At 40.6% G+C, this 25,019-nt stretch carries 21 protein-coding genes; 14 read left to right on the top strand and 7 right to left on the bottom strand.

Annotated features, from left to right (window positions below; genetic code table 11):
- Positions 1-19: 19 nt before the first annotated feature.
- The 5 genes from ispG (at position 20) to der (ending at position 6,036) form a co-directional block, all read left to right on the top strand.
- A complete protein-coding gene (gene ispG / locus GARC_RS19040; RefSeq protein WP_007623320.1) occupies positions 20-1,138 on the top strand; it encodes a flavodoxin-dependent (E)-4-hydroxy-3-methylbut-2-enyl-diphosphate synthase in 1,119 nt (372 codons plus the stop codon).
- A 132-nt stretch (positions 1,139-1,270) separates the two neighbouring features.
- Complete coding sequence (hisS, locus tag GARC_RS19035; RefSeq protein ID WP_007623318.1) at positions 1,271-2,551, top strand: histidine--tRNA ligase; 1,281 nt, start codon at positions 1,271-1,273, stop codon at positions 2,549-2,551.
- Positions 2,552-2,620: 69 nt separating this feature from the next.
- Positions 2,621-3,247: a YfgM family protein gene (locus GARC_RS19030; RefSeq protein WP_226989227.1), complete on the top strand. Its 627-nt coding sequence runs from the start codon at positions 2,621-2,623 to the stop codon at positions 3,245-3,247.
- Positions 3,248-3,257: 10 nt separating this feature from the next.
- A complete protein-coding gene (gene bamB, locus GARC_RS19025; protein WP_007623313.1) occupies positions 3,258-4,487 on the top strand; it encodes an outer membrane protein assembly factor BamB in 1,230 nt (409 codons plus the stop codon).
- Positions 4,488-4,584: 97 nt separating this feature from the next.
- Positions 4,585-6,036 (top strand): ribosome biogenesis GTPase Der, encoded by a 1,452-nt coding sequence (gene der, locus GARC_RS19020; RefSeq protein ID WP_007623311.1) that lies wholly within the window; start codon positions 4,585-4,587, stop codon positions 6,034-6,036.
- Positions 6,037-6,125: 89 nt separating this feature from the next.
- Here the strand turns inward: der and GARC_RS19015 are convergent, their stop codons facing one another.
- Positions 6,126-7,061 carry a GGDEF domain-containing response regulator gene (locus GARC_RS19015; RefSeq protein ID WP_007623309.1) on the bottom strand — a complete coding sequence of 312 codons (936 nt, stop codon included), beginning with the start codon at positions 7,059-7,061 and terminating at the stop codon, positions 6,126-6,128.
- Positions 7,062-7,262: 201 nt separating this feature from the next.
- Entirely contained in the window at positions 7,263-8,606 is a 1,344-nt protein-coding gene (gene xseA / locus GARC_RS19010; protein ID WP_007623307.1) for an exodeoxyribonuclease VII large subunit, read from the bottom strand.
- 138 nt (positions 8,607-8,744) lie between these two features.
- On the opposite strand from xseA, the gene guaB reads away from it, so the two are divergent.
- From guaB to GARC_RS18985, 5 genes are all read left to right on the top strand, one after another.
- Entirely contained in the window at positions 8,745-10,214 is a 1,470-nt protein-coding gene (gene guaB / locus GARC_RS19005) for an IMP dehydrogenase (RefSeq protein WP_007623305.1), read from the top strand.
- A gap of 72 nt (positions 10,215-10,286) precedes the next feature.
- Entirely contained in the window at positions 10,287-11,864 is a 1,578-nt protein-coding gene (guaA, locus tag GARC_RS19000; protein WP_007623304.1) for a glutamine-hydrolyzing GMP synthase, read from the top strand.
- A 94-nt stretch (positions 11,865-11,958) separates the two neighbouring features.
- Positions 11,959-12,420 carry a GNAT family N-acetyltransferase gene (locus GARC_RS18995; RefSeq protein WP_007623303.1) on the top strand — a complete coding sequence of 154 codons (462 nt, stop codon included), beginning with the start codon at positions 11,959-11,961 and terminating at the stop codon, positions 12,418-12,420.
- Between the two features lie 45 nt (positions 12,421-12,465).
- A complete protein-coding gene (locus tag GARC_RS18990; protein WP_007623302.1) occupies positions 12,466-13,020 on the top strand; it encodes a YaeQ family protein in 555 nt (184 codons plus the stop codon).
- Positions 13,021-13,136: 116 nt separating this feature from the next.
- On the top strand, positions 13,137-14,276 hold the full coding sequence (locus tag GARC_RS18985) for a 1-acyl-sn-glycerol-3-phosphate acyltransferase (protein ID WP_007623300.1): 1,140 nt from the start codon (positions 13,137-13,139) through the stop codon (positions 14,274-14,276).
- 102 nt (positions 14,277-14,378) lie between these two features.
- Here GARC_RS18985 and GARC_RS18980 read toward each other — a convergent pair whose 3' ends face one another.
- Positions 14,379-14,621 (bottom strand): hypothetical protein, encoded by a 243-nt coding sequence (locus GARC_RS18980; protein ID WP_039990076.1) that lies wholly within the window; start codon positions 14,619-14,621, stop codon positions 14,379-14,381.
- Positions 14,622-14,815: 194 nt separating this feature from the next.
- On the opposite strand from GARC_RS18980, the gene tadA reads away from it, so the two are divergent.
- On the top strand, positions 14,816-15,301 hold the full coding sequence (tadA, locus tag GARC_RS18975) for a tRNA adenosine(34) deaminase TadA (RefSeq protein WP_007623296.1): 486 nt from the start codon (positions 14,816-14,818) through the stop codon (positions 15,299-15,301).
- A 9-nt stretch (positions 15,302-15,310) separates the two neighbouring features.
- Here the strand turns inward: tadA and GARC_RS27050 are convergent, their stop codons facing one another.
- A complete protein-coding gene (locus GARC_RS27050; RefSeq protein ID WP_007623294.1) occupies positions 15,311-15,463 on the bottom strand; it encodes a hypothetical protein in 153 nt (50 codons plus the stop codon).
- Positions 15,464-15,954: 491 nt separating this feature from the next.
- A complete protein-coding gene (gene mltF, locus GARC_RS18970) occupies positions 15,955-17,430 on the bottom strand; it encodes a membrane-bound lytic murein transglycosylase MltF (RefSeq protein ID WP_226989225.1) in 1,476 nt (491 codons plus the stop codon).
- A gap of 219 nt (positions 17,431-17,649) precedes the next feature.
- On the opposite strand from mltF, the gene purL reads away from it, so the two are divergent.
- Positions 17,650-21,546, top strand: coding sequence for a phosphoribosylformylglycinamidine synthase (gene purL, locus GARC_RS18965; RefSeq protein ID WP_007623282.1), 3,897 nt, complete (start codon positions 17,650-17,652; stop codon positions 21,544-21,546).
- A 294-nt stretch (positions 21,547-21,840) separates the two neighbouring features.
- Positions 21,841-22,005, top strand: coding sequence for a hypothetical protein (locus GARC_RS26950; RefSeq protein ID WP_007623280.1), 165 nt, complete (start codon positions 21,841-21,843; stop codon positions 22,003-22,005).
- A gap of 33 nt (positions 22,006-22,038) precedes the next feature.
- On the opposite strand, the gene smrA is transcribed toward GARC_RS26950, so the two are convergent.
- The gene (gene smrA, locus GARC_RS18960; RefSeq protein ID WP_007623278.1) at positions 22,039-22,638 is read right to left on the bottom strand and encodes a DNA endonuclease SmrA; all 600 of its coding nucleotides are present in this window, start codon (positions 22,636-22,638) and stop codon (positions 22,039-22,041) included.
- Between the two features lie 168 nt (positions 22,639-22,806).
- Between smrA and GARC_RS18955 the strand changes: the two genes are divergently transcribed.
- Entirely contained in the window at positions 22,807-24,717 is a 1,911-nt protein-coding gene (locus tag GARC_RS18955; protein WP_007623272.1) for a M1 family metallopeptidase, read from the top strand.
- A gap of 87 nt (positions 24,718-24,804) precedes the next feature.
- Here the strand turns inward: GARC_RS18955 and GARC_RS18950 are convergent, their stop codons facing one another.
- The gene (locus tag GARC_RS18950; protein WP_007623270.1) at positions 24,805-24,999 is read right to left on the bottom strand and encodes a bacterioferritin-associated ferredoxin; all 195 of its coding nucleotides are present in this window, start codon (positions 24,997-24,999) and stop codon (positions 24,805-24,807) included.
- Positions 25,000-25,019 lie beyond the last annotated feature (20 nt).

The raw sequence follows: 25,019 nt of genomic DNA, 5'->3' as shown, positions 1-25,019 counted from the left end.
ATAGAGCTAAATTATTACTATGTTTGCTGAATCACCGATTAAACGCCGACCTTCCAAACGTATCAATGTTGGTAATGTGCCTATTGGGGATGGAGCACCCATTGCGGTGCAGTCTATGACTAATACCCCAACTACGGATGTAGAGGCGACAGTGGCGCAAATTAAACGAATTCAGGCTGTTGGAGGCGATTTAGTCAGAGTCTCTGTGCCCACTATGGATGCAGCTGAAGCGTTTAAATTAATCAAACAGCAAGTCTCAGTACCACTAATTGCCGATATTCATTTTGATTATCGCATTGCCTTAAAAGTGGCAGAATATGGTGTGGATTGTTTGCGGATTAACCCTGGCAACATTGGCAGTATGGACAGAGTTCGCTCAGTAGTAGATTGCGCCAGAGATAAAGGCATTCCCATTCGTATTGGAGTCAATGGTGGTTCTTTAGAAAAAGAGATCCAAGAAAAATATGGTGAGCCAACACCAGAAGCTTTAGTTGAATCTGCCATGCGTCATGTGGATATTTTAAATAAGCTCAATTTTGATCAATTTAAGGTCAGTGTCAAAGCTTCAGATGTATTTTTAGCAGTAGGGGCTTATCGATTGCTGGCCAAACAAATCGAGCAACCCCTACATTTAGGCATTACTGAAGCTGGCGGCATTCGTGCTGGTGCAGTAAAAAGTTCGGTAGGCTTAGGTATGTTGCTGGCTGAGGGTATTGGCGATACCATTCGTATTTCCTTAGCGGCTGATCCAATTGAAGAAATCAAAGTTGGTTTCGATATTTTAAAGTCATTACGCATTCGCTCTAGAGGCATTAACTTAATTGCTTGTCCAAGTTGTTCTCGACAAGAATTTGATGTGATAAGCACAGTGAATGCATTAGAACAGCGTCTAGAAGACTTACTTACCCCAATGGATGTATCCATTATTGGTTGTGTAGTGAATGGACCTGGAGAAGCTGAAATCTCGGATTTAGGCTTAACGGGGGCGCGAAATATGAGTGGTTTTTACTTAGATGGTATACGTCAAAAAGAACGCTTGTCGAATGATGATTTAGTCGACCAACTTGAAAAGCGCATTCGTGCCAAAGCCAGTCAGCTTGATATAAGCCGTAAGATCGAGGTAAAACAGTTAAGTTAGTTCACTAGCTAATTGTTATAGCTAGATTTTCATTAACTTTTTATGGGTTTTTGAGCTTCATTATTTTACGTTTATCCATAAAGTCCCTATAATGCGGGGCTTTTTTAATTATTGCAGAAGAGATTATTTTTAGTGTCGAAACAAATTCAGGCTATTCGAGGAATGAACGACTGCTTGCCTACTCAATCAGGGCTTTGGCAGTACGTAGAATCTACTATTCGCGAAGTAGTCGCCAGTTACGGTTATCAAGAAATCCGCACGCCTATTGTTGAAAGCACCGATTTATTCAAACGCTCTATTGGTGAAGTGACCGATATAGTCGAAAAAGAAATGTACACCTTCGCCGATCGCAACTCAGACAGCCTCACATTACGACCCGAAGGCACAGCCTGTGTGGTGCGAGCTGGAAATGAACATGGTTTATTGTATAACCAGCAACAACGTCTCTGGTATATAGGCCAAATGTTCCGCCATGAACGCCCGCAAAAAGGACGTTACAGGCAGTTTCATCAATTTGGTGTAGAAGTATTTGGTTTAGCTGGGCCAGATATTGATGCTGAAGTGATATTGCTTAGTGCAAGGTTGTGGAAAAAGTTTGGGATCAGTGAAAACGTCACTTTAGAAATTAACTCTCTAGGTTCTACTGAGGCTAGAGTGGCTTATAAAGAACAGTTAGTAGCTTTTCTAAAAACTCGGGAATCGGAGTTGGATGAAGATAGCTTAAGACGACTCAAGAGTAACCCGTTACGAGTGCTTGATAGTAAAAATCCACAAGTGCAAAACGCCGTAAAAGATGCACCAAAACTGATTGATTGCCTTGATGAAGAGTCGGCCAAACATTTTCAAGGTTTGTGTGAACGTTTAGACAACTTAGGTATCCAATATCGGGTCAATCCTGCATTGGTGCGTGGACTGGATTATTATAATCGAACTGTATTTGAATGGGTCACTGATAGTTTAGGTGCCCAGGGAACAGTATGTGCTGGCGGACGCTATGACGGTTTAGTAGAACAACTTGGTGGAAAAGCCACTCAGGGCGTAGGTTTTGCCATGGGACTAGAGCGTATAATCTTGATGCTACAAGCATTGGAATTGGACAAAAGTCTAAAGTCGCCAGTTGATGTTTATGTTACTGCCATGGATGAATCTGTTGAACTATATGCCAGACAAGTCAGTGAAACATTAAGAGATGATTTACCGCAGCTAAAAGTGATGAATCATTGTGGCGCTGGGAATTTTAAAAAGCAGATGAAACGTGCTGATCAAAGTGGTGCCAGTATTGCTTTAATCATAGGTCAGGATGAGATGGTCTCGCAGCAAGTTGCCGTTAAATACTTGCGAGAGCAGCAAGCTCAAGAAACAGTTTCAATTAACGAATTAACACAGTTTACGCAAAAGCTATTTAACGTCTAACAGCGTAAATTTTTTGAATTAACATTATGTGCTATCAAATTTTATATAGCCATGTAGTCAGAGGAATGGATGATGGAACAGTACGAAACAGAAGAGCAACAAGTCGAGGCCATTAAACGCTTTTGGAAAGAGAATGGTGTAGCACTAGTTATTGGTGCACTTTTGGGCTTGGGTGGTCTTTTGGGCTGGCGTTATTATAACGATTCACAAATTGCAGCAAAAGAGCAAGCTTCTTTTGCTTATGAAAAAGCTTCAGAAGAATTAGTAAAAGGTGAAGCGGGTTTCAGTCAAGCTAAAACCTTTATGGATAGCCATAGTGGCACTGGTTATGCCATGTTAATGGCATTGGAATTGGCTCAACAGGCCATCGAGCGTAAAGACTTAACTGAAGCTGCCAAACAACTTGAATTCGTGGCCGACAATGCCAAGTTATCAGCCGTTAAGTCAGTTGCACAGCTTCGTTTAGCTCGTATTCAAATAGAACAAGGTGAATTCGAGCTAGCCATTGCAAGTGCAGACAAAGTTACCGATCAAGCTTTTAAAGCTCAAAGCCAAGAAATTAAGGGCGATGTATACCAAGCTCAAGAGTTATTTGATAAAGCTAGAGCTGCTTACAGCGCTGCTTTGGAAACAAATGGACGTGATCCAGTTTTAAAAATGAAGCTAGATAATTTAGCCATTGCAGCCAATGGTTAAGGTGAAAATAGTGAAACATTTTTTTTTATTCTTGCTGTTAACCAGTTCAGTTTTGTTATCAAGCTGCACCACAATTAGTAATTGGTTTTACGATGAAGAAGAGTTAGAAATTCGCAGGCTTAAGCCTATTGAAGCACAATTTACTCCAACGGAAGTTTGGTCTGTAGACTTAGGCGCCGGTATTGGTAAGTTCTATTCAAAACTTGGTCCTGCAGTGGCGTATGACAAAGTGTTTGCAGCAAACCGACAAGGTAACGTTAGTGCTTTTGAACAAGCCACAGGCAAAGAGATATGGTCTAAAGATTTTGCGACCTACGACGAACAAGGATTGACCTCTGGAATAAAAAAACTCTGGTCTAATGGTCTATCAGCTAAAATTGCCGGCGGGCTCAGTGTTGCATACGAAACTGTCTTTTTTGGTACTGAAAATGGTGAAGTGATAGCGCTAGACGCAAATACTGGTGAACAAAAATGGATCACAACGGTTAAGGGCGAAGTATTAGCGGCGCCAGCCATTGAAGCGGGTATTGTACTAATTAATACCGGATCTGGATTTATTTTTGCTTTGAATGCCGATAGTGGCGAAGAAGTTTGGTCTACAGAGGCCGATGTACCACCTTTGTCATTGCGTGGGGTTTCTTCACCAGCGGCGGTTAACGGCGGGGCTATTATAGGTACTGCTACTGGCAAACTGATTGTGAATATCCTTGAAACCGGGCAGACTGCATGGGAGCAAGTTATTTCGGCTGCTACTGGTGTGACTGAGTTAGAACGAATTGTAGATATCGATAGCGAACCTTTGGTGGCTGCAGGTAATGTTTACGTTATTTCTTATGACGGTACGCTTGCCGCAGTTGAATTGCGTACAGGGCGAGTTATTTGGAAACGTGAATACAAGTCTTATCGTCGTTTGTCATTGTCGGGCAGCACACTATATTTAGTTGATGTAAACAGCAACTTGTATGCATTAGATAGTCGTAATGGTGTTGAATTATGGAGCCAAGGTGCTCTTAAAGAACGTTTGTTGACCGGCGTTACACCTGTAGGAAACTATTTAGTGGCAGGTGATAAATATGGTTATTTGCATTGGTTTGACCAAGCTGATGGCAAAATTGTCGCCCGTTTAGAAGTGGGCGATGATGATGAAGATGAAAGTATTTATCACTCACCGGTAGTGGATGGAGACACTTTATACACTCAAACCAGAGATGGTAAATTAGTGGCTATCAAAACACCATAAACTAATTTTTGTGTGATTTTCGTTAAAGAATCGCACCAATAATTTTTTAACGGCTTGGAATATTTCCAAGCCGTTTTTGTCTATAGGATATGTATTTATGTTACCCGTTGTTGCCTTAGTTGGCCGCCCAAATGTTGGAAAATCCACTTTGTTTAATCGTCTCACCCGCACACGAGACGCGTTGGTGGCTGATTTTCCCGGCTTAACTCGGGATAGAAAATACGGTACTGCCAAATACGAAGGACTGCAGTTTATTGTGGTTGATACCGGTGGTATAAGTGGTGACGAACAAGGTATTGATGTAGTTATGGCCGAACAATCTTTGTTGGCTATTATCGAAGCTGATGTGGTGTTGTTTTTAGTTGATGCCCGTACCGGTATGACGGCGGCAGATCAAGGTATTGCTGAGCACTTACGTAAGCAAGAAAAACCAGTTTACGTGGTCGCCAATAAAGTTGATGGAATTGATGGGGATAGCGAAAGTGCTGATTTCTTTGCCTTAGGTTTGGGTGACGTTAATCAAATCGCTGCTGCTCATGGCAGAGGCGTAACACAATTATTGCAAAGTGCGCTTGCTCCCATAGCTGAGCAATTTCCCGATATGCACATTCCTGAAGAAAGTGATGAAGAGCTTCAAGAGATAGACGCCGATGAGCAACTAGCCAATTTGCAAGCTCTACCTATCAAGTTAGCGATAGTTGGTAAGCCCAATGTGGGTAAGTCAACTCTGACAAATCGTATTCTTGGCGAAGAACGTGTCGTAGTCTATGACGAACCAGGTACTACACGAGACAGTATTTTTATTCCCATGGAACGGGATGGAAGAGAGTACATTCTGATTGATACCGCTGGGGTGCGAAGACGTAGAAATATCTCAGAAGCAATAGAAAAATTTTCTATTGTGAAAACATTACAAGCTATAGAAGAGTCCAATGTGGTGTTATTTGTAGTTGACGCCCAAGAAGGCATTACCGATCAAGACTTAAGTTTATTAGGTTTTATTCTCAATGCCGGTCGTTCGTTAGTGGTGGCCGTAAACAAGTGGGACGGTCTAAATAAAGATGTAAAAGAAGAAATCAAGCGGGAGTTAGACCGACGTTTAGGTTTTATTGACTTTGCCCGCTTACACTTTATTTCTGCTTTACACGGCACCGGAGTTGGGCACTTATTTGAATCGGTGCAAGAAGCCTATGCCTCTGCCACCAAACGAGTCAATACCTCTATGTTGACACGTATTATGGATATGGCCCAAGAGGATCATCAGCCTCCAGTGGTACGTGGTCGCCGTGTTAAAATGAAATATGCCCACGCTGGTGGATACAATCCGCCGCTTATCGTTATTCATGGCAATCAGTTAAAAGACTTACCAGATTCGTATAAACGATATTTGATGAACTATTTCCGTAAATCCTTAAAAGTGATGGGCACACCAATCAAAATTGAATTCAGGGAAGGTGCAAATCCTTATGAAACTGATCATAGCTCCCTGAATGATTCCCAGCGACGTAAACGCAGACAACTTATGCGTATGCATAAGAATGCTAAGTAATTAGGTATAGTTGCATTTGGAAATACTATTAAAACTACGATATTGACTTGCTTGATGTCACAAATAAAAGTAATCGGGTAACTACTGTTTTAGTTGATATGATAACGAGACACCATTGCATTGCCCGATAGTTTATTTTGTGACAGGTTTCTTTCTACTAGTTCGATTAAGTTAGTATTTTTTTGTAAGGCTTCGAGTGAAGCCATGCCCGCAGCAATATCTATTTGTTCAAATGTTAAATCGCCATCTTCGCTTTTGTGTTGAGCTATTGAGCTTAATACTTTTTGTACAATATGTTTGGCACCAAATATGTAAGTATCGGGCAATAAGACCGCAAATTCATTGTCGCTATACCTGATTAATGTGTCGGTAGGGCGACTCAAGTGTTCTGATATTAGTTGCACCACTATCCTTAAATACCTAGCTTCTACTGCTGATGTATGTTGTTCATCAAATAATTCGATATTTTTCAATTCAAACATAACAAGGGATAATGGTGCATCATTTCGTTTCGCTAAGTAAATTTGCTTGTCGTAACAGTCATTAAAAAATCGTCTGTTGTATAGGCCAGTTTGAGGATCTACAAACACCTTATTTTCGATACTATCTTTTTGTAGCTTAGCTTTAACATGTGCCCTAACTCGTTTAACTAAGGTTTGAACCACTATGGGTTTGTTCACAAAGTCAGTAGCACCTGCATCCCAGCATTTCATTTCTTGTTCAGTAGAAGTATCAGCAGTCGAAAACATTATGGGGCAATTGAGCATGGTGGGTATGGTTTTGAGCATTTTACAAGTTAACAAACCATCTAAAACAGGCATATGCAGATCTAGAATAACCAAGTCAGGTGCATGAGTGACACAAAAACCAATGGCATCTTCGCCTGACCCTGCAGAAAAAACCCGAAAGTAAGGGCTTAACGTTTTTACTAAAAAGTCGGTGGTGGTGGGATTATTGTCAACCACTAAAATAATTGCACTCAGCAGTTCTGAATCTGAAGATGATAAAGAGATGCCTTCCTTCATGATAAAAATAATCCTTTATTGATTTAAATACTAACTAAAACTTACCCTGTTAATTTAGCGTAAAATATAAACGATTCCAAATATAAATTGAATGAACAACAGATATGAGAAATTATCTTCTCGCTTATTCATTTGTCGATAGAAAATGTATGCAAATCGAAAGACTGACCTATGATTTGCTACTTAAAGTAAATGCCTAGACTAATTGATTTGATTAATCTCACTGCGTATTTCACCGTCTTCTAAACGGGTAACTAATGTATCGCCAACTTGTACTTTTTGAATGCTTTTAACTATCTCGCCCTGTTTAAAACTGATGCTATAGCCCCTTGCTAAAGTGGCTAATGGACTGACGGTATCTAATAAATGCATGTTATTAAATAATTTCTGCTTTTTGTTATCTACTAGTAGTTGGCAACCTCTTTGTAATTTAGTTTGCAACTGCTGTAAATTTTGTTGATACAGTTGTAGCAGTTTTTGGGGAGACGATAAGGAAAGTCGGCTATTTATGTGTTGTTGCTGTTGATTCGCTTGAGAAAGGTTTTGCTTAATGGCATTTTGTAAAGCAGTTTGCAATTGATCTACATACTGACTTTTTTGCTCAAGTTGTTTTTGTGGATGGTTTTGCAATAATCGTTGTTTTACAGTTCGATGCTGGTGATTCAGTTCTTGTTGTAACCTATTATATGATTTCAGTAATTTGTCCTGAAGGACTAAGATTTTATTGTGCAGAGACGATTGATCCTGACTGACCAATTCGGCAGCAGCTGAAGGGGTTGGGGCACGCATATCTGCCACAAAATCTGCAATACTCACATCTATTTCGTGACCGACTGCACTGATTATGGGGATAGTTGAGGCGAATATTGTTCTGGCCACTTGTTCATTGTTAAAACACCACAAATCTTCTAACGAACCGCCGCCTCTGCCAACAATTAACACATCCACTTCGTTTCTTAGGTTGGCTAGAGTTATAGCCGCACAAATTAGTGACGCTGCACTATCACCTTGCACTTGGCTAGGATAAATAACCACTTCAATAGCAGGGTTTCGGCGTTTTAGTACAGTTAATATATCATGCAATGCGGCACCCGTAGGGGAGGTCACTACCCCTACTCTTAATACTGTATCAGGTATTGGCTTTTTATATTCTTGGGCAAATATCCCTTCAGAGGCTAACTGCCGTTTTAACATTTCGAATTGTTGTTTAAGTTGCCCTTCACCTTCTGGCTCCATATGCTCAACAATAATTTGGTAATCACCTCTAGGCTCATACAAGCTGATGTTTGCTCTGACTAAAACCTTGTCACCTTCTTTAGGTTTCTGATGCACTTTACGGTTTGCACCCTTAAACATGGCCCCTTTGACTTGGGCACGATCATCCTTAAGGGTGAAGTACCAATGTCCAGAACTAGCAGCGACAAAATTCGAGATTTCAGCTGACAGCCAAATCTGACCAATTTCGGCTTCTAAAACCGAGCGAGCTAAACGATTAAGTTTGCTAACAGTAAGGATATTTTTTGATGTGGTTTGGGCAAGAAACATTGATTGCAGGGTTCTCTAATATAACATTGCCAATTAGTTTACCTGATTTACTCGCAATTCTGATATATATCTAGACTGATATGCCTAAAGCCGTTAGAATTGCGCCGCAATTAAATCCGCATTTATAGGTGATATTGCATGTTAAGGATCGCGAAAGAAGCCCTTACGTTTGACGATGTTTTGTTGGTGCCAGGGCACTCAACTGTTCTCCCTCATACCGCCAATCTTAATACAAGATTGACTCGTGGTGTAAGTTTAAATATTCCCCTAGTTTCTGCCGCAATGGACACAGTTTCCGAAGCGCGTTTAGCTATTGCGTTAGCGCAAGAAGGCGGTATTGGATTTATTCATAAAAACATGACGCCAGAACAGCAGGCAGAACATGTACGTACGGTGAAAAAATACGAAAGTGGCGTGGTGTCTGACCCAGTTACTGTTCTGCCCAGCGCTACCATTGGCGAAATTAATGCCTTGAGTAAAAGACACGGCTTTTCTGGTTTTCCTGTAGTAGATGAAGATAATAACCTTATAGGTATTGTAACTGGCCGTGATTTACGTTTTGAAAACAGTTTAGAACAACCTATTTCCAGCGTTATGACAAAGAAAAATGACTTAGTTACAATCAAAGAAGGCGCCTCCTCAGAACAAGTGCTTGAGTTAATGCATGAACACCGTATAGAAAAAATTCTAGTGGTAGACGATGCATTTAAACTAACTGGCATGATCACCGTTAAAGATTTTCAAAAAGCAGAAAGTAAACCTAATGCTTGTAAAGATGAGTTGGGTCGCTTACGTGTAGGTGCAGCGGTTAGTGTTGGTCCTGGGACCGATGAACGTATCAAAGCTCTAATCGAGGCTGGTGTTGACGTGTTACTGATTGATACCTCTCACGGTCATTCTCAAGGTGTAATTGACCGTGTCACTAAGGTACGTAAAGACTATCCAGACGTGCAGCTAATTGCAGGTAATGTCGCAACTGGTGCAGGCGCTAAAGCTCTAGCTGATGCCGGTGTTGATGCAGTTAAAGTCGGTATAGGCCCTGGGTCAATATGTACCACTCGAATTGTAACTGGTTGTGGTGTTCCGCAAATAACTGCAGTATCAGATGCGGTTGACGCCTTAAAAGGTACCGATGTGCCGGTGATTGCTGATGGCGGTATTCGCTTTTCTGGTGATATTGCAAAGGCTTTGGCTGCGGGCGCGAGCTGTGTGATGGTTGGTAGTTTGCTGGCAGGAACCGAAGAGGCGCCGGGTGAAGTTGAATTATACCAAGGTCGCTATTATAAATCCTATCGTGGTATGGGCTCTTTGGGGGCAATGGACCAAAGTAATGGTTCTTCTGATCGATATTTCCAAGACAGTAAAAGTGCAGAAAAACTTGTTCCTGAAGGCATAGAAGGCCGCGTGGCCTATAAAGGCCCAATCTCCAACATTATTCACCAACAAATGGGTGGCTTGCGCTCCGCGATGGGATTGACGGGGTGCGCAACTATTGAAGAGTTACGCACTAAATCACAGTTTGTCAAAGTGACTGCAGCTGGTATGGGTGAGTCCCATGTGCATGATGTGAGTATTACCAAAGAAGCACCAAACTACCGCCTAGGGTAAGTGCTTTATTTCAAATGAACGCTGTTTGCCGGTCAAATGGCGTTCACATTTTATTTTTATAAGAGTAACCAAATGAGCTTAGATATCCATGACCAACGTATTTTGATCCTCGATTTTGGATCGCAATACACTCAATTAATTGCACGTCGAGTCCGTGAAATTGGCGTTTATTGTGAACTTTGGGCATGGGATGTCAGTGAAGAACAAATTCGTGAATTTAACCCCAATGGTATTATTTTATCTGGTGGCCCTGAGTCAGTGCATGCCGAAAACTCCCCTAGAGCGCCAGAGTATGTATATCAAGCAGGTGTGCCTGTATTCGGTATTTGTTATGGCATGCAGGTCATGGCTGAACAACTTGGCGGTGCGGTTCAAGGCTCAAATAAGCGTGAATTTGGCTATGCTCAAGTCGAAGTGATTGCTGACATGGCGTTGTTAAATAACATTGAAGATCACGTAGGTGCCAATGGTAATGCCTTACTTGATGTGTGGATGAGCCACGGCGATAAGGTCAGCGCTGCTCCTCCAGGGTTTGTAACCACGGCGAAGACGGATAGCTGCCCATTTGCTGCGTTTGTGAATAAAGAAAAACAATTCTACGGTGTGCAATTTCACCCTGAAGTCACCCACACTCGCCAAGGTGAGCGCATTTTATCGCACTTTGTTTTAGACATATGTGGTTGTGAGAAACTGTGGACACCAGCAGCCATTATCGAAAATGCCATCGAGAAAATGAAAAAACAAATCGGTGATGACCAAGTTATTCTGGGTTTGTCAGGCGGTGTCGATTCTTCTGTTGTGGCTATGCTGTTACATCGAGCTATTGGTAAAAACCTCACTTGTGTATTTGTTGATAACGGTTTGTTGCGTCTTAATGAAGGCCAGCAAGTAATGGACATGTTTGGCGATCACTTTGGTTTGAATATTCGCAAAATTGAAGCTGAAGATAGATTTCTAGATGCTCTAGCTGGAACAGATGAACCTGAGGCTAAACGTAAAATTATTGGGCGTATCTTTGTTGAGGTATTTGATGAAGAGTCGAAAAAGTTAGTCGATGCCAAATGGTTAGCACAAGGCACTATTTATCCTGACGTTATCGAGTCTGCAGCTTCAGCCACAGGTAAAGCCCATGTGATTAAATCTCATCACAACGTGGGAGGATTGCCTGCAGATATGAAAATGGGGCTAGTGGAACCACTGCGTGAATTGTTTAAAGATGAAGTGCGCAAAATTGGTTTAGAATTAGGTTTACCCTACGACATGTTATATCGTCATCCTTTCCCTGGGCCGGGTTTGGGCGTACGGGTTTTAGGTGAAGTGAAAAAAGAATATTGTGATTTGTTACGTCGTGCCGATGCGATTTTTATTGATGAATTACATGCAGCTGATTTGTACCAAAAAGTCAGCCAAGCATTTACGGTCTTTTTACCTGTTAAATCTGTTGGTGTAATGGGTGACGTACGTAAGTACGATTGGGTGGTGTCATTAAGAGCTGTAGAAACTATAGACTTTATGACAGCTCACTGGGCACATTTACCTTATGACTTTTTAGGTAAAGTATCGAATCGTATTATCAATGAAATTGATGGGATTTCTCGTGTGGTTTACGATATATCAGGTAAACCACCGGCTACCATAGAGTGGGAATAATATAGTAAGGTGTGTTGGACTTTGATCAAAAGACGACCTATGAAAGGTCAACACACCTTAGTTGAATCGTTAAGTAGAGAAGGCAAAACGCCCTATGAGTAACATAACAATAAGAGCTGCAGTACAAGCAGACTTGCCAGTATTGAAAGGCTTTGAACAAGGGATTATCGCTACAGAGCGGCCTTTTAATGATTGTTTAAAGTCGCAAAATATTTGTTATTACGATATTGGGGCGTTAATTGATAGCGAAAATTCTAATGTAGTGGTAGCTGAAGATAACGGCGTGATTGTGGGCTCGGGTTATGCTCGTATCAAACAATCTAAAGCACATTTAAACCATGAACTACATACCTATCTTGGGTTTATGTATGTTGCGCCAAGCCACAGAGGCCAAGGCATTAATCAAATGGTTATTGAAACCTTGATTCAATGGGGTAAAGATCAAGGTATGCGGGACTTTTACCTTGAAGCATACGCAGACAACATCCCAGCACTGAATGCATACAAGAAGTTAGGCTTTCAAGCTTCGCTTATTGAAATGAAATTATCCCAATAGGGCAGGCACAAATAGTCAGCACTACTACTATGGACATATCAACCTATGGCTTTAAAGCCAACCATTTATAAATTCAAATTATCTGTATCTGATCTTAACCATGATTATTTTGATACCCTTAATTTAACCGTTGCATTACATCCATCAGAAACCAAAGAACGGATGATGGTGCGGGTTTTAGTGTTTTGTTTACATGCCTATCAAGACCACGAGAACCTAATGACCTTTACTAAAGGTTTAAGTGCAATTGACGAACCTGATATTTGGTTGCGAGGTTTAGATGATCAACTTCACTTATGGATAGATGTTGGTGAACCCAGTTTTGAGCGGATCAAAAAAAGCTGCCGTTTATCGAAACAAACTTATGTATACAGTTTTAATTCAAAATCTAATGCATGGTGGAAACAGTCACAAACCCAATTTAGTTCCTTGCCAGTGAATGTGCTCAGTTTTGATTGGCAAGAGATCCAAGGGTTGAGTGGTTTGCTTGTCCGTAAAATGGACTTCTCAGTCACCTTAAGTGGAGAATCCGCATTTATCGCCGCTGAGAATGAGCAAGTGGAAGTAAACTGGCAAGCCTTGCAATTAAATGAAGAATAAATAGCTATTAATCGCTTCGCAGTTTACTGCGCAGACCATTACTAAATCATTTGCCGACTGGCACAATAGACGGCAAAATATGCCGCCTATTTTACAGTAGAGACAATAAAAACAATATGCCTACTAAGTTTGATTCAATTCGGCCCTTTGACGACGCAGATTTATCTGTTGTTTTACCTAAGCTTTTTAATAATAAAGAATTTATCAATAGCATAGTCGCTTTCAAATTTAGTGCTTGGCCGCGCTTTATGCGTCCGGCTTTAGGTTTTGTTACCCGTCATTTTATCATCAAACAAATAAGTAAAATTACTACGCTTAGAAGCTTTCAACACTTAGTTGAACCTTATATGGAGCGAATGATCAGTACTACTACAGAGTCCTTTACTGTTAGTGGCTTAGACAAACTGGATTTATCTCAAGCCTGTTTGTTTATGAGCAATCATCGTGATATTGCCTTAGATCCTGCTTTTGTGAACTGGGCGCTACACGTCAATGGGCAAGATACTGTACGTATTGCTGTAGGTGATAATTTACTTAAAAAAGAATGGGTTGCCGATCTTATAAGATTAAATAAGTGTTTTATCGTGAAACGCTCTGCCTCTGACAGACGTGAGAAACTAGCTGCAGCCAAGTTATTAAGTGAATATATTGAATTCACCTTAAATACTGAACAACAGCATATTTGGATAGCGCAAAGAGAAGGGCGTGCAAAAGACGGTAATGACATCACTAATCCCGCTATTTTGTCGATGTTGGCATTAAATAAATCTAAAGATGTTGAGTTTTCAGAATACATTCGAAACTTACGTATTGTGCCTGTATCCATATCCTATGAGTTTGATCCCTGCGATATCAATAAAGCCAAAGAACTTCAACAAGTTGAACGTGAAGGTAGTTATGACAAGCCAGATAATGAAGATGTTAGAAGCATAGTTAATGGTATTACCGGTCAAAAGGGTAGGGTACATATTCATTTTGGTGAAGTATTAGCCGCTGAGTTTAGCAACGCAAAAGAAGTGGCTGCACACATAGATCAAGAAATACTGCAGGGATACAACTGTTTTTCAACTGGGCCAGTTGCGGCAGAAATGCTAAGCAGTGATAACAACAGGATTGCTACAGAAGGCCTTGAGACTGATGCGTATACCAAGGCTGCTACTGATTATTTACAGGCTAGATTAGTCAATTTATCTAAAGCAGAGCAAAACAAATTTCTGAATATGTATGCTTGTGCTCATCTCAGAAAAATGAGGTAAGTTTGTTACCTCATTTTTTCCGAATACAAATAAAAATTAATCGTTTAGTTACAAACTCTATGTACTTAAAATCATCCAGTTTGAACAATCTAAAAGTTGCGACTAGGCCACTTTATCTTTTTTTAAATCATCAAATTGACGATTTAGATCATATTTTTCGTCAGTAACGATTTTTTCTAGGGTTTCAATGCGTTCACGCATAGCAGTCACTTCACGTTCTAAATCATTAGTTAGATTGACCTGGTCGACTTCTTTTTTATCCTTCTTTTTGCCTTTTGGTCCATTTACCAGTTCAACTATTGCCCAACAAACTAAAGCGACTATTGCGATGGCTGTCATATTCATGTTTTATCCCCTTTGCCTTGATACGATTTATAAAAAGTTTATGCTTATGCCAATAACAAAGCAAATAATTGACCATAATTTAAAAGCTATACTTATCATCTAGTTATGATGTTTTAGTAATATTTTGACTTTATGGTTTGGCGAAAATGGCCAATTAAGTGAGCTAATTAACCAAAAGTAGAGAAATACAACCATTGAGTACTGAACAAGACGAATATTGGATGCGCCACGCCTTATCTTTGGCAGACAACGCGCAGCAGCAAGGTGAAATTCCTGTGGGTGCAGTGCTGGTCAAAGATAATCAGATTATTGGAGAAGGCTGGAATCAACCCATTAGTTTGCATGATCCCTCTGCACACGCAGAGATGATGGCGATCCGTGATGCTGGGAAAAACATGCAGAATTATCGGTTAGTTAACAGTTGTTTGTACGTAACACTTGAGCCTTGCACTATGTGTGCAGGATTATTGATCCACAGTCGTATTCAGCGTTTGGTTTTTGCAGCGTCAGATTTTAAAACAGGGGCCGTAGGAAGTTTGTTCGACTTACTAGGTGATCCTCGAATGAATCATCATGTTGAAGTGATTGGTGGCGTATTAGCACAAGAGTGTGGTGATAAATTATCAGCGTTTTTTAAAATGCGCAGGGAACAAAAAAAATCTTCTAGGAATAAAGATTAATATCTTGGCTTAGCAGGCTTGTGCTAATTCTTCTGTTGCCTCTATTATTTGAAAATTTTGGCGACGAGATATCACTTTTTGATGAACACGTTTTAGCAGTTGGCGCCTTCGACTGTTGCTACCTAAGCGGTTTCTATTAATGTTTGTGGTACGTTTTTTCATTATGAACTCCTATTTAATTGGGTATATAGACTCTACAAAATCTATTAAAGTTTCAATCAATATAAGTTATCTTTATTAAGAATTTATGACAGTGCAAATTTTAAGCGCTATCTAAGTTCTTTTATCTACATGTTATTGTTATTACGTCGCCCATAGTTGATAGTGAAATCTTCATTTTGTGTCGTTATTAAGCTGAATAAATTTATAATTTTTATAGGCTAAGAGCTATAGGTGTGTGGTTCTGTTGGAATTCCCTTTGAATAACAAAAAGCATGGCTGTGACTATATTAGTCTTGTTGTCCTCCTGTGAGGGCAGTTCTGATCAAGATGCTGCATCGATAACGATTGAAGAGCCCCTGTTGTTGAAGTGCCAGAAACCTTTGCTGGCTGCACTAATGTGCAATATACGATATTAGGTGCAGACGACAATGAGGAAGCTGATCCCGAATATCCGCAACGCGCATTCAGGATATGCTGGGTGTGAGTAGTGGCTAATCAGCCACTACTTCAACTTCTTGTTCCGTTTCATCCGGTGTAATTTCAGGCTCTAAAATTTGCGGTTGTTGTTCGTCTAACCACACCAGAGTGTCGTAGTAACGCCTGATGTTATCGACATATGCGACGGCTTCATTGCCTCGGGCATAGCCGTAACGAGTTGTTTTATAATATTTTTTTTGTCTTAGCTGGAGTAGCCGTATTTTTACGTCTACCCACATGTCAGGGTTGGCCCCTTGGCGATCTGTTAATACTCTTGCATCTTCTAAATGCCCCAATCCCACGTTGTATGCCGCCAGTGCAAACCATAAACGGTCGGGGTGGGTAATGCGATCTGGGATACGTTTAAGTAGTTTAGTTAGGTAGTTTGCACCACCTTTAATACTTTGCTCAGGATCCAGTCGAGACACTATGCCTAGCTCCTTAGCTGTGGCCAGTGTTAGCATCATCATGCCGCGCACACCTGTGACAGATTTAGCTTTGGGATGCCAGTGACTTTCTTGATAACTCATGGCGGCCAATAAACGCCAGTCTAGATCATTCGAATATTGCTCAAACCAAGGTTGAAATTTGGGCAGAACTTCTCTTGAAGATTTTATAAACGCCCTAGTATCAACATAATTAAATAGTCTTACATGTCCAAAATATTTGTCTTCTAACGCAGCTAAAGTGCCATTGTTTTGGATAATGCCAAAATATTCAATCAGAGCTGCCAACAATGAATCATCTCTATCTTTATTGACTGCCCAAGCAATATCTTGTTCAGGGCTGATGGAAAAACCTATAGATAGTTCAGGATAACGGCGGCGCATTAAGGCCAAAATGTTAGAGTCGGCTATGGTGTAGTCAAGTTCTTCGGTCAACACCATTTCTAGCAGCTCTTCCATATCACTGTCGTTGGTTTCTTGCCAACTCAGTTGCTCAAACTCCTTTTGCAATTTAAGAAGAGATTCATGATGGCTACTGCCAGCAGCTATAACTAATTTACCTTTTAAATCTTCAATTGTTCGTGGCCATTCTTTACCTTGCTTGAATACCAGTTTTTCACTGACACGCTGGTACCCGGGGCCAAATTTGAATCTTTGATATCGTTCGGGGCTGACACTCATGCCTGCTGCAATCATATCTAGGTGGGCGTTTGATAATTGCGGAAATAAATCATCCAAATTGTAGTATGGGAACACTTCAAGTTTTACACCAAGGTAAGCAGCAAAACCTTCAGCCAGTTCATATTCAAAGCCAACAGGCCCAGTGGCACCATTGTAATAGGTGGTTAGCCCATAGGTGGTTCCAACTTTTAATATTCCAGCATCTAATATGTCGCCCAAGCTGGAAGAATGTTTGATGTCATTACAACCACCAATTATCAGTATTAGGAACAAAATGAGACTGCGCTGTAAACGAATAATTATTCCCTCATTTAGGTAGTATTTTATATAAGATCCTATTGTGAACAAATTATTGGATTTCATCCAGTGCTTTGTTTATACGCAAGTCTAACAAAAGTAGACTGTTTGGTCATATGGCAAAGTAAGCAAAGTTATGAATTAAAACAAATAAAACTAAGTTTTTAGCCAAACTGATGCTTATAAATGTAGTTAAATTACCCTATAATCCGCGCCTTAAAATTCCTCATTCATCGATTCGCATATTTTAAATGATATGTGAATTCTGCTATAGGTAACGGCTTTATGTTAGTGCTTCGCGGTACCCCTGCTTTATCCGATTTTCGTATTGAAAAATATCTTGCTCAATTTGCCGAACATGGCCTACCAGTATCTAGTATTTATGCTGAATATGCACATTTTGTGAAGGTTTCTGAGCCACTTAGTGAGCAAGAACATTCAATATTGGCCAAGTTGTTAACTTATGGCCCTAGTATTCAAGAACATCAAGCTGAAGGTACACTACTTTTAGTGACCCCTAGGCCTGGTACAATCTCACCTTGGTCCTCTAAATCCACTGATATAGCGCACAACTGTGGTCTAGGTAAAGTGCAACGTTTGGAAAGAGGCGTAGCTTATTATCTGCAAATTCAACAAGGCGATTTAACTGAAACACAATTAGCAGCATTAAAAGCATTACTTCACGACAGAATGACAGAAGTGATTATGGCTGATTTCCAAGCTGCCGAGTCGCTGTTTGTACAAAGTGAACCTACTGCTTTGACTTCTGTGGATATGCTCAGTCAGGGTAAAACTGCCTTAGAACAAGCCAATGTTCGATTAGGATTAGCATTAGCGGACGATGAAGTGGATTATCTGTTTGATAATTTCAGTCGCTTGGGGCGCAACCCAAATGACGTTGAATTGTATATGTTTGCTCAAGCAAACTCTGAACATTGTCGTCACAAAATATTTAACGCTGATTGGACAATAGACGGCCAAGTACAGCCTAAATCATTGTTTAAAATGATTAAAAATACTTATGAACAGTGCGGTGAAAACGTCCATTCAGCCTACAAAGACAATGCTGCTGTGATGGAAGGTAGTTTTGCAGGGCGTTTTTTCCCAGAGTCCCAGGGTAACGAATATCGCTATCATCATGAAGACATCGATATTTTGATGAAAGTCGAAACCCATAATCACCCCACAGCTATTGCGCCGTTTTCTGGCGCCGCTACCGGTTCTGGTGGTGAAATACGTGACGAAGGCGCAACCGGAAGAGGCTCTAAACCTAAAGCCGGCTTAGTCGGATTTTCTGTGTCTAACCTACGTATTCCTGGATTTGAACAACCATGGGAAACAGATTTTGGAAAGCCATCTCGTATAGTTAGCGCGTTCGACATTATGATGGATGGCCCTCTTGGAGGCGCGGCATTTAATAATGAATTCGGTCGCCCCAGTATTTTAGGTTACTTTAGAACCTACGAACAAAAAGTGACAAGTTTTAATGGTGAAGAGGTGAGGGGATATCACAAACCCATTATGCTCGCTGGTGGTTTGGGTAATATTCGCAAATCACATATCCAAAAAGGCGAAATCACAGTTGGGGCTAAGCTAATTGCTTTAGGTGGCCCGGCAATGAATATAGGTTTGGGTGGTGGTGCTGCCTCGTCTATGGCGTCTGGCCAATCTAGTGAAGACTTAGATTTTGCATCGGTGCAACGTGGTAACCCAGAAATGGAACGTCGTTGCCAAGAAGTGATTGATAAATGTTGGCAGATGGGCGATGAAAACCCTATCCAATTTATTCATGATGTGGGTGCTGGTGGTTTATCTAACGCCTTCCCTGAGTTAGTGAGCGATGGCGGACGGGGTGGCAAGTTTGAATTGCGCAATGTGCCAAACGACGAACCTGGAATGTCACCTTTAGAAGTCTGGTGTAATGAGTCACAAGAACGTTATGTGATGTCAGTTGCACCGGAAAACCTTGCTACCTTTGCTGAAATTTGTCGCCGTGAACGAGCGCCTTTTGCGGTCGTAGGTGAGGCTACTAAAGAAGAACATCTGACACTCAGTGACCAACATTTTGAGAACAACGCAATTGATATGCCTCTGGAAGTATTGTTAGGTAAAACCCCTAAAATGCACCGTGATGTCATCTCTAAAAAACTTGATTCGATAGCAGTTGATACTAGTGTCATGAAACTAGCAGAAGCGGCAGAACGAGTGTTGAATTTACCCACTGTGGCCGAAAAAACCTTTTTGATCACTATTGGTGATCGTTCAGTGACAGGCTTGGTCGCTAGAGACCAAATGGTCGGGCCTTGGCAAGTACCTGTAGCTGATGTAGCGGTAACAGCCAGTTCCTTTGATAGTTATCAAGGTGAAGCTATGTCTATGGGCGAGCGCACCCCTATTGCATTAATTAATTATGCAGCATCTGCCCGTATGGCGGTTGGTGAGGCCTTAACTAACTTAGCGGCAGCTGATATTGGTGATTTAAAACGGATCAACTTATCGGCCAATTGGATGGCCGCTGCAGGGCATCCTGGTGAAGACGCAGGTTTATATGAAGCCGTCAAAGCCGTGGGTGAAGAGTTATGTCCAGCTTTGGATATCACCATTCCTGTGGGCAAAGATTCGATGTCAATGAAAACCACTTGGCAGGATGAACAAGGTGATAAATCAGTAACATCACCACTTTCGTTGGTGATCACTGCTTTTGGTGCCGTAAAGGATATTCGCAAGACCTTAACGCCAGAATTAAACACCAAAGTAGCTGAAACTGAATTATTACTGATTGACTTAGGCCAAGGACAAAATCGTCTAGGTGCATCGTGCTTGGCACAAGTATACCAACAGTTAGGTAATGTGGCTCCAGATGTAGATTCTGCTCCGCTATTAAAAGGGTTCTTTTTAGCCGTGCAGCAATTAGTCAATGAAAAACGTTTATTGGCTTATCACGATAGATCAGACGGCGGTTTGTTTACCTCTATAGTGGAAATGGCTTTTGCTGGTAAAACAGGTGTGGATATTCATTTAGATGCACTTAGCGGCTCGGCCATTGAATTATTATTCAACGAGGAACTAGGCGCAGTTATTCAAATTTCAGCGACTGAGAAAGAACAGGTATTAAAGGTTTTTGCTAAGCACAAAGTCCAGCATTTGGTACACAGTATCGGTAGCCTCAATAACACTGACCAGATTGTCTTCAAACAAAACGGACAGGTTGTTCTTGAAAATAGCAGAGTGTTTTATCGTCAAGCTTGGGCACAAACAACGCTGCAAATGCAGAAACGCAGAGATAACCCAAGTTGCGCCGAACAAGAGTTTGCTGCTAAAGCCGATGTTAAAGATCCTGGTTTACATGCCAATTTAAGTTTTGATGTCACTGAAGATGTTGCTGCACCCTATATTCTTAAAAGTGTCGCCCCGCGTATCGCTATATTACGAGAACAAGGCGTGAACTCCCATGTGGAAATGGCCGCTGCATTCGATCGTGCAGGATTCAGTGCGATAGATGTACATATGAGTGACTTGTTATCGGGTAAACAGTCTTTAGATATGTTTAAAGGCTTAGTCGCCTGTGGCGGGTTTTCTTACGGTGACGTGTTAGGTGCTGGAGAAGGTTGGGCAAAATCTATTTTGTTTAACAATCAAGCCAGAGACCAGTTTGCTGAGTTTTTTGCTCGCCAAGATTCGTTCTCTCTGGGTGTGTGTAATGGTTGTCAGATGATGTCTAATTTGAAATCACTTATTCCTGGCGCCGAATTGTGGCCACATTTTGTAACCAATCAATCTGAACGTTTTGAAGCGCGGGTCGCGATGTTGGAAGTCAAATCATCAAAGTCGATATTTTTTGATGGAATGCAGGGCTCAAGAATGCCTATTGCGGTTTCTCACGGTGAAGGTCGAGCAGAGTTTGCCAACGAACAGGGAGCGCTAACGGCTTTACAAAGTGCCGCTGTTTCCCTGCAATACGTCGACAATTATGGTCATGTCACTCAAAACTACCCCGCTAACCCGAATGGTTCACCTCTTGGGATAGCAGGTTTAACCAGTAGTGACGGTAGGGCAACCATTATGATGCCTCATCCTGAAAGAGTGTTTAGAACTGTTGCTAACTCTTGGCACCCAGAAGATTGGCAAGAAGACAGTGCGTGGATGCGTATGTTTAGAAACGCTAGAGTTTATCTTGGCTAGAGATGAACTTTTACGAATAAATACAATCTATGCTTAATGTAAACAGATAATTATAACCAGTATTTATTGAAGTCGACTTTTATTAATGACTGGGAAATTTACAACTCCAGTCATCTTAAATTTTTGATAATTTCAAGTTTTTTATTAAAGAAAAAATAAAACCCTTGTATATCAGTGAAATAGTGATTAATATTTAGCCACATGTTGACAGGGAGTACGTCTTCTGCATGTTAACAAAGTGTAAATGAATATGTGTTTGATGAAATTAAAAATTAAAAATAATAAGAGACGCTCATGAATCGTTCAAACAAAGGCTTTGGTTTAGCTGGTGTAATAGTGACAGTTATATTCCTCATTGTTGCCGCTATTTTTAGCGCTTCGGCTAAATCTTCTACTCTTACTGAGTTTTCTACAGACTCTCCCCCAGAAACGGTTATCAAATTACACTCTGAAATCTAATAAGTTTTCTTAGTTCCATTCGTTTCACTAGTCCTACTTTTGGCGATGTAACTCGCGGTTATTGGCTTTTGCTTGTTGGTTCTTTTTCAATAAAGCATACACTGCACTATTTCCACCATGTTTAGGCTGTGCCGTATGGTATGCAATAACCTCTGGCATTTGTTGTAACCATTGATGCAGGTAACTTTTTAAAAGTGCCGGAAATGGCTGACTGTGCAAACCTAGGCCGTGTTTAATTAATAAAGTACGATCCCCTTTTTTGTGACTATCTATGATGTGATTAAAAAGCGAGGTTCTAGCCTGTTCAAATTGATTTTGTTGTAGATTTAAAACAAAATCAATTTTGTATTTACCTAATCTTAAATTTTTAAAAACGCCCTGTTGAACACCATCCTGCTTAAAACTAATGTGATCATATGGATCGACAGGCTCGACCTTTTCAACGCTCAGGTAGTTATTCGTAAGGTTTTGGGTGGACTCTATTGCCTGTCTTTTTAATTGTTGAGCCAAAGTGTTTTTTTGATGACTAGTAGGCACAGTATCGATTTGTTGGATCGGTTTTACATCTTTTAGTTCGTTTAAAAACTCATCTAGACCCTCGTCAAATATTTCCATGCTTTGCATTTTTTCCATCTATTTACCTCCGATTCACTTCCTATTTACCGCCACTTCATAGCGAAGAATACATTGATATTCGGCAACTTGTCATTACAAAATACATTCAGTGAATTGGTATTACATATTTTTATGTGGCGCTAAATATGCCACACTTTATCTAAGTACTTTCTATAAGGTAAAAACATGTTTACAAAATACATTGTTGTTGGCGCTGTGGCTTTAACCATGCTTAGCGGTTGTTCCGACAATAGTACAACTAAGACAACTGCTAGTCCTAAAATAGAGCAATCTGCAGCTGCTACTGAAGTGGCAACAAGTACCATGCAAGTCGGCAAGGATTATCATTCCTTTGCGAATCCAGAGTCGATTAAAGTGACTCACTTAAGCTTAGATTTGACTGTGGATTTTGCTAAAAAAGTTTTAGTGGGAACCGCTCAGTTAGATTTTCAAAGAGCAGAAAAGAACGCAAAACAGTTGATATTAGACACACGTGATTTAACTATAAAAAGTGTCACAGCTATGGGTAAAGAGCTTAATTTTGATTTAGCCAGCGGCGATTCATTTTTAGGGGCAGCCTTAACCATTGAAATACCAGCCGATGCAGATAGTGTGGTGATTAGTTATCAAACCTCACCCGAAGCATCTGGCGTACAGTGGCTTACACCAGAGCAAACAGCCGGTAAAAAACATCCGTTTTTGTTCACACAAGCACAAGCTATCCACGCTCGCAGTTTTATTCCACTACAAGACTCTCCTCAAGTCAGAATGACCTATGACGCGACTATTCGTACCCCTAAGGCATTACTTGCAGTAATGAGTGCGTCTAACGATCCTGACACTGAACGAGATGGGGTTTATGAATTCTCTATGCCACAACCAATCCCGTCATACTTGATTGCGTTAGCTGTAGGTGACTTACACTTTAAATCAATGGGTGAACGCACTGGGGTGTATTCTGAAAAAGGTATTTTGGACGCTGCTGCGGCTGAATTTGCTGATACTGAGTCTATGCTAATTGCCACTGAAAAAGCCTTTGGACCTTATAGCTGGGATAGATACGACTTATTGATTTTACCTCCATCTTTCCCTTTTGGTGGAATGGAAAATCCAAGATTATCTTTTATTACCCCCACTGTGATTGCAGGGGATAAAAGTTTAGTGTCGCTGATTGCCCATGAATTAGCTCATTCTTGGTCTGGTAACACAGTCACTAACGCTACGTGGAGAGACCTTTGGTTAAACGAAGGTTTTACCACCTATTTAACTTATCGAATTATGCAGATGGTTTATGGAGACGAACGATTCGAAATGGAAGCTGTTTTAGGTCGTCAAGACTTGCAAGCAGATATTGATTCGTTGCCTGCCAATGACCAGATTATGGCCATTGATTTAAGAGGCCGTGATCCTGATGACGTTTTCAGTAATATTCCTTATGAAAAAGGTGCATTATTTTTGCGTGAATTAGAAAATAAAGTGGGCAGAGAAAACTTTGACCAATTTTTATTAGGCTATTTTGAAAAATTTGCATTTAAAAGTATCACCACAGAGCAATTTGTTAGTTATTTAGAACAAACATTACTTAAAGAACACAGCGATAAGTTGTCAAAACAAAGAATTGAACAATGGATTTTTCAAGCGGGGATCCCCGATGATGCCCCGGTTCCTGAATCTGATGCTTTTAGTGTGGTAGACCAAGAAAGAGATGCTTGGTTAACAGGTTCAATTCAAGCTAATGAAATTGATAGTGAAAGTTGGGTAGTGCATCAATGGTTGTATTTTTTAAATAACATGCCTGAAAAATTAAGCCAAGAGCAACTCGCCGATTTAGATAAGGCATTTTCCTTAACCAGTAGCAAAAATAATGAGATTGCCCATAGCTGGTTATTGATCAGTGTTAACAATTGGTATCAACCAGCTTTTAAACGATTGCATGAATATTTAACGTCTATTGGTCGCAACAAGTTAGTTAAACCATTATATAAAGCACTATCGCAAACCTCAGAGGGTAAAGTTATGGCTCAGAAGGCCTTTGCTGAAGCTAAAGCGGGTTATCATCCTTTAACCGTTAAAGCCAATGAGGGCTTTGTCGAGTAAGGTGAATTGATTACCTAAAATGCGAAAAGCCAGTCATGTGACTGGCTTTTTTAATTTGTACGGATTGGTATAACTTGAAAAAGGGGATTAGCAAACTTCTTTAAACAAAGACTCATCAATAATAGTGTTATCAATAATTGCTTGCGCCATTTGTACACATTTACCACATTGTGTGCCAACACCTAACTTTTGTTTAAGCAGACGCATATTACCCACACCGTCTTCTAAGACAGCCTGTTTAATCGCTTTATCTGTGATGCCATGGCATAAACAAACGTACATAAAATTTCTCAATAACCCGT

Source organism: Paraglaciecola arctica BSs20135 (assembly GCF_000314995.1).
Lineage (GTDB): Bacteria > Pseudomonadota > Gammaproteobacteria > Enterobacterales > Alteromonadaceae > Paraglaciecola > Paraglaciecola arctica.
The sequence above is the reverse complement of the archived record's forward strand: the minus strand, read 5'-3'. Positions and strand labels throughout refer to the sequence as shown.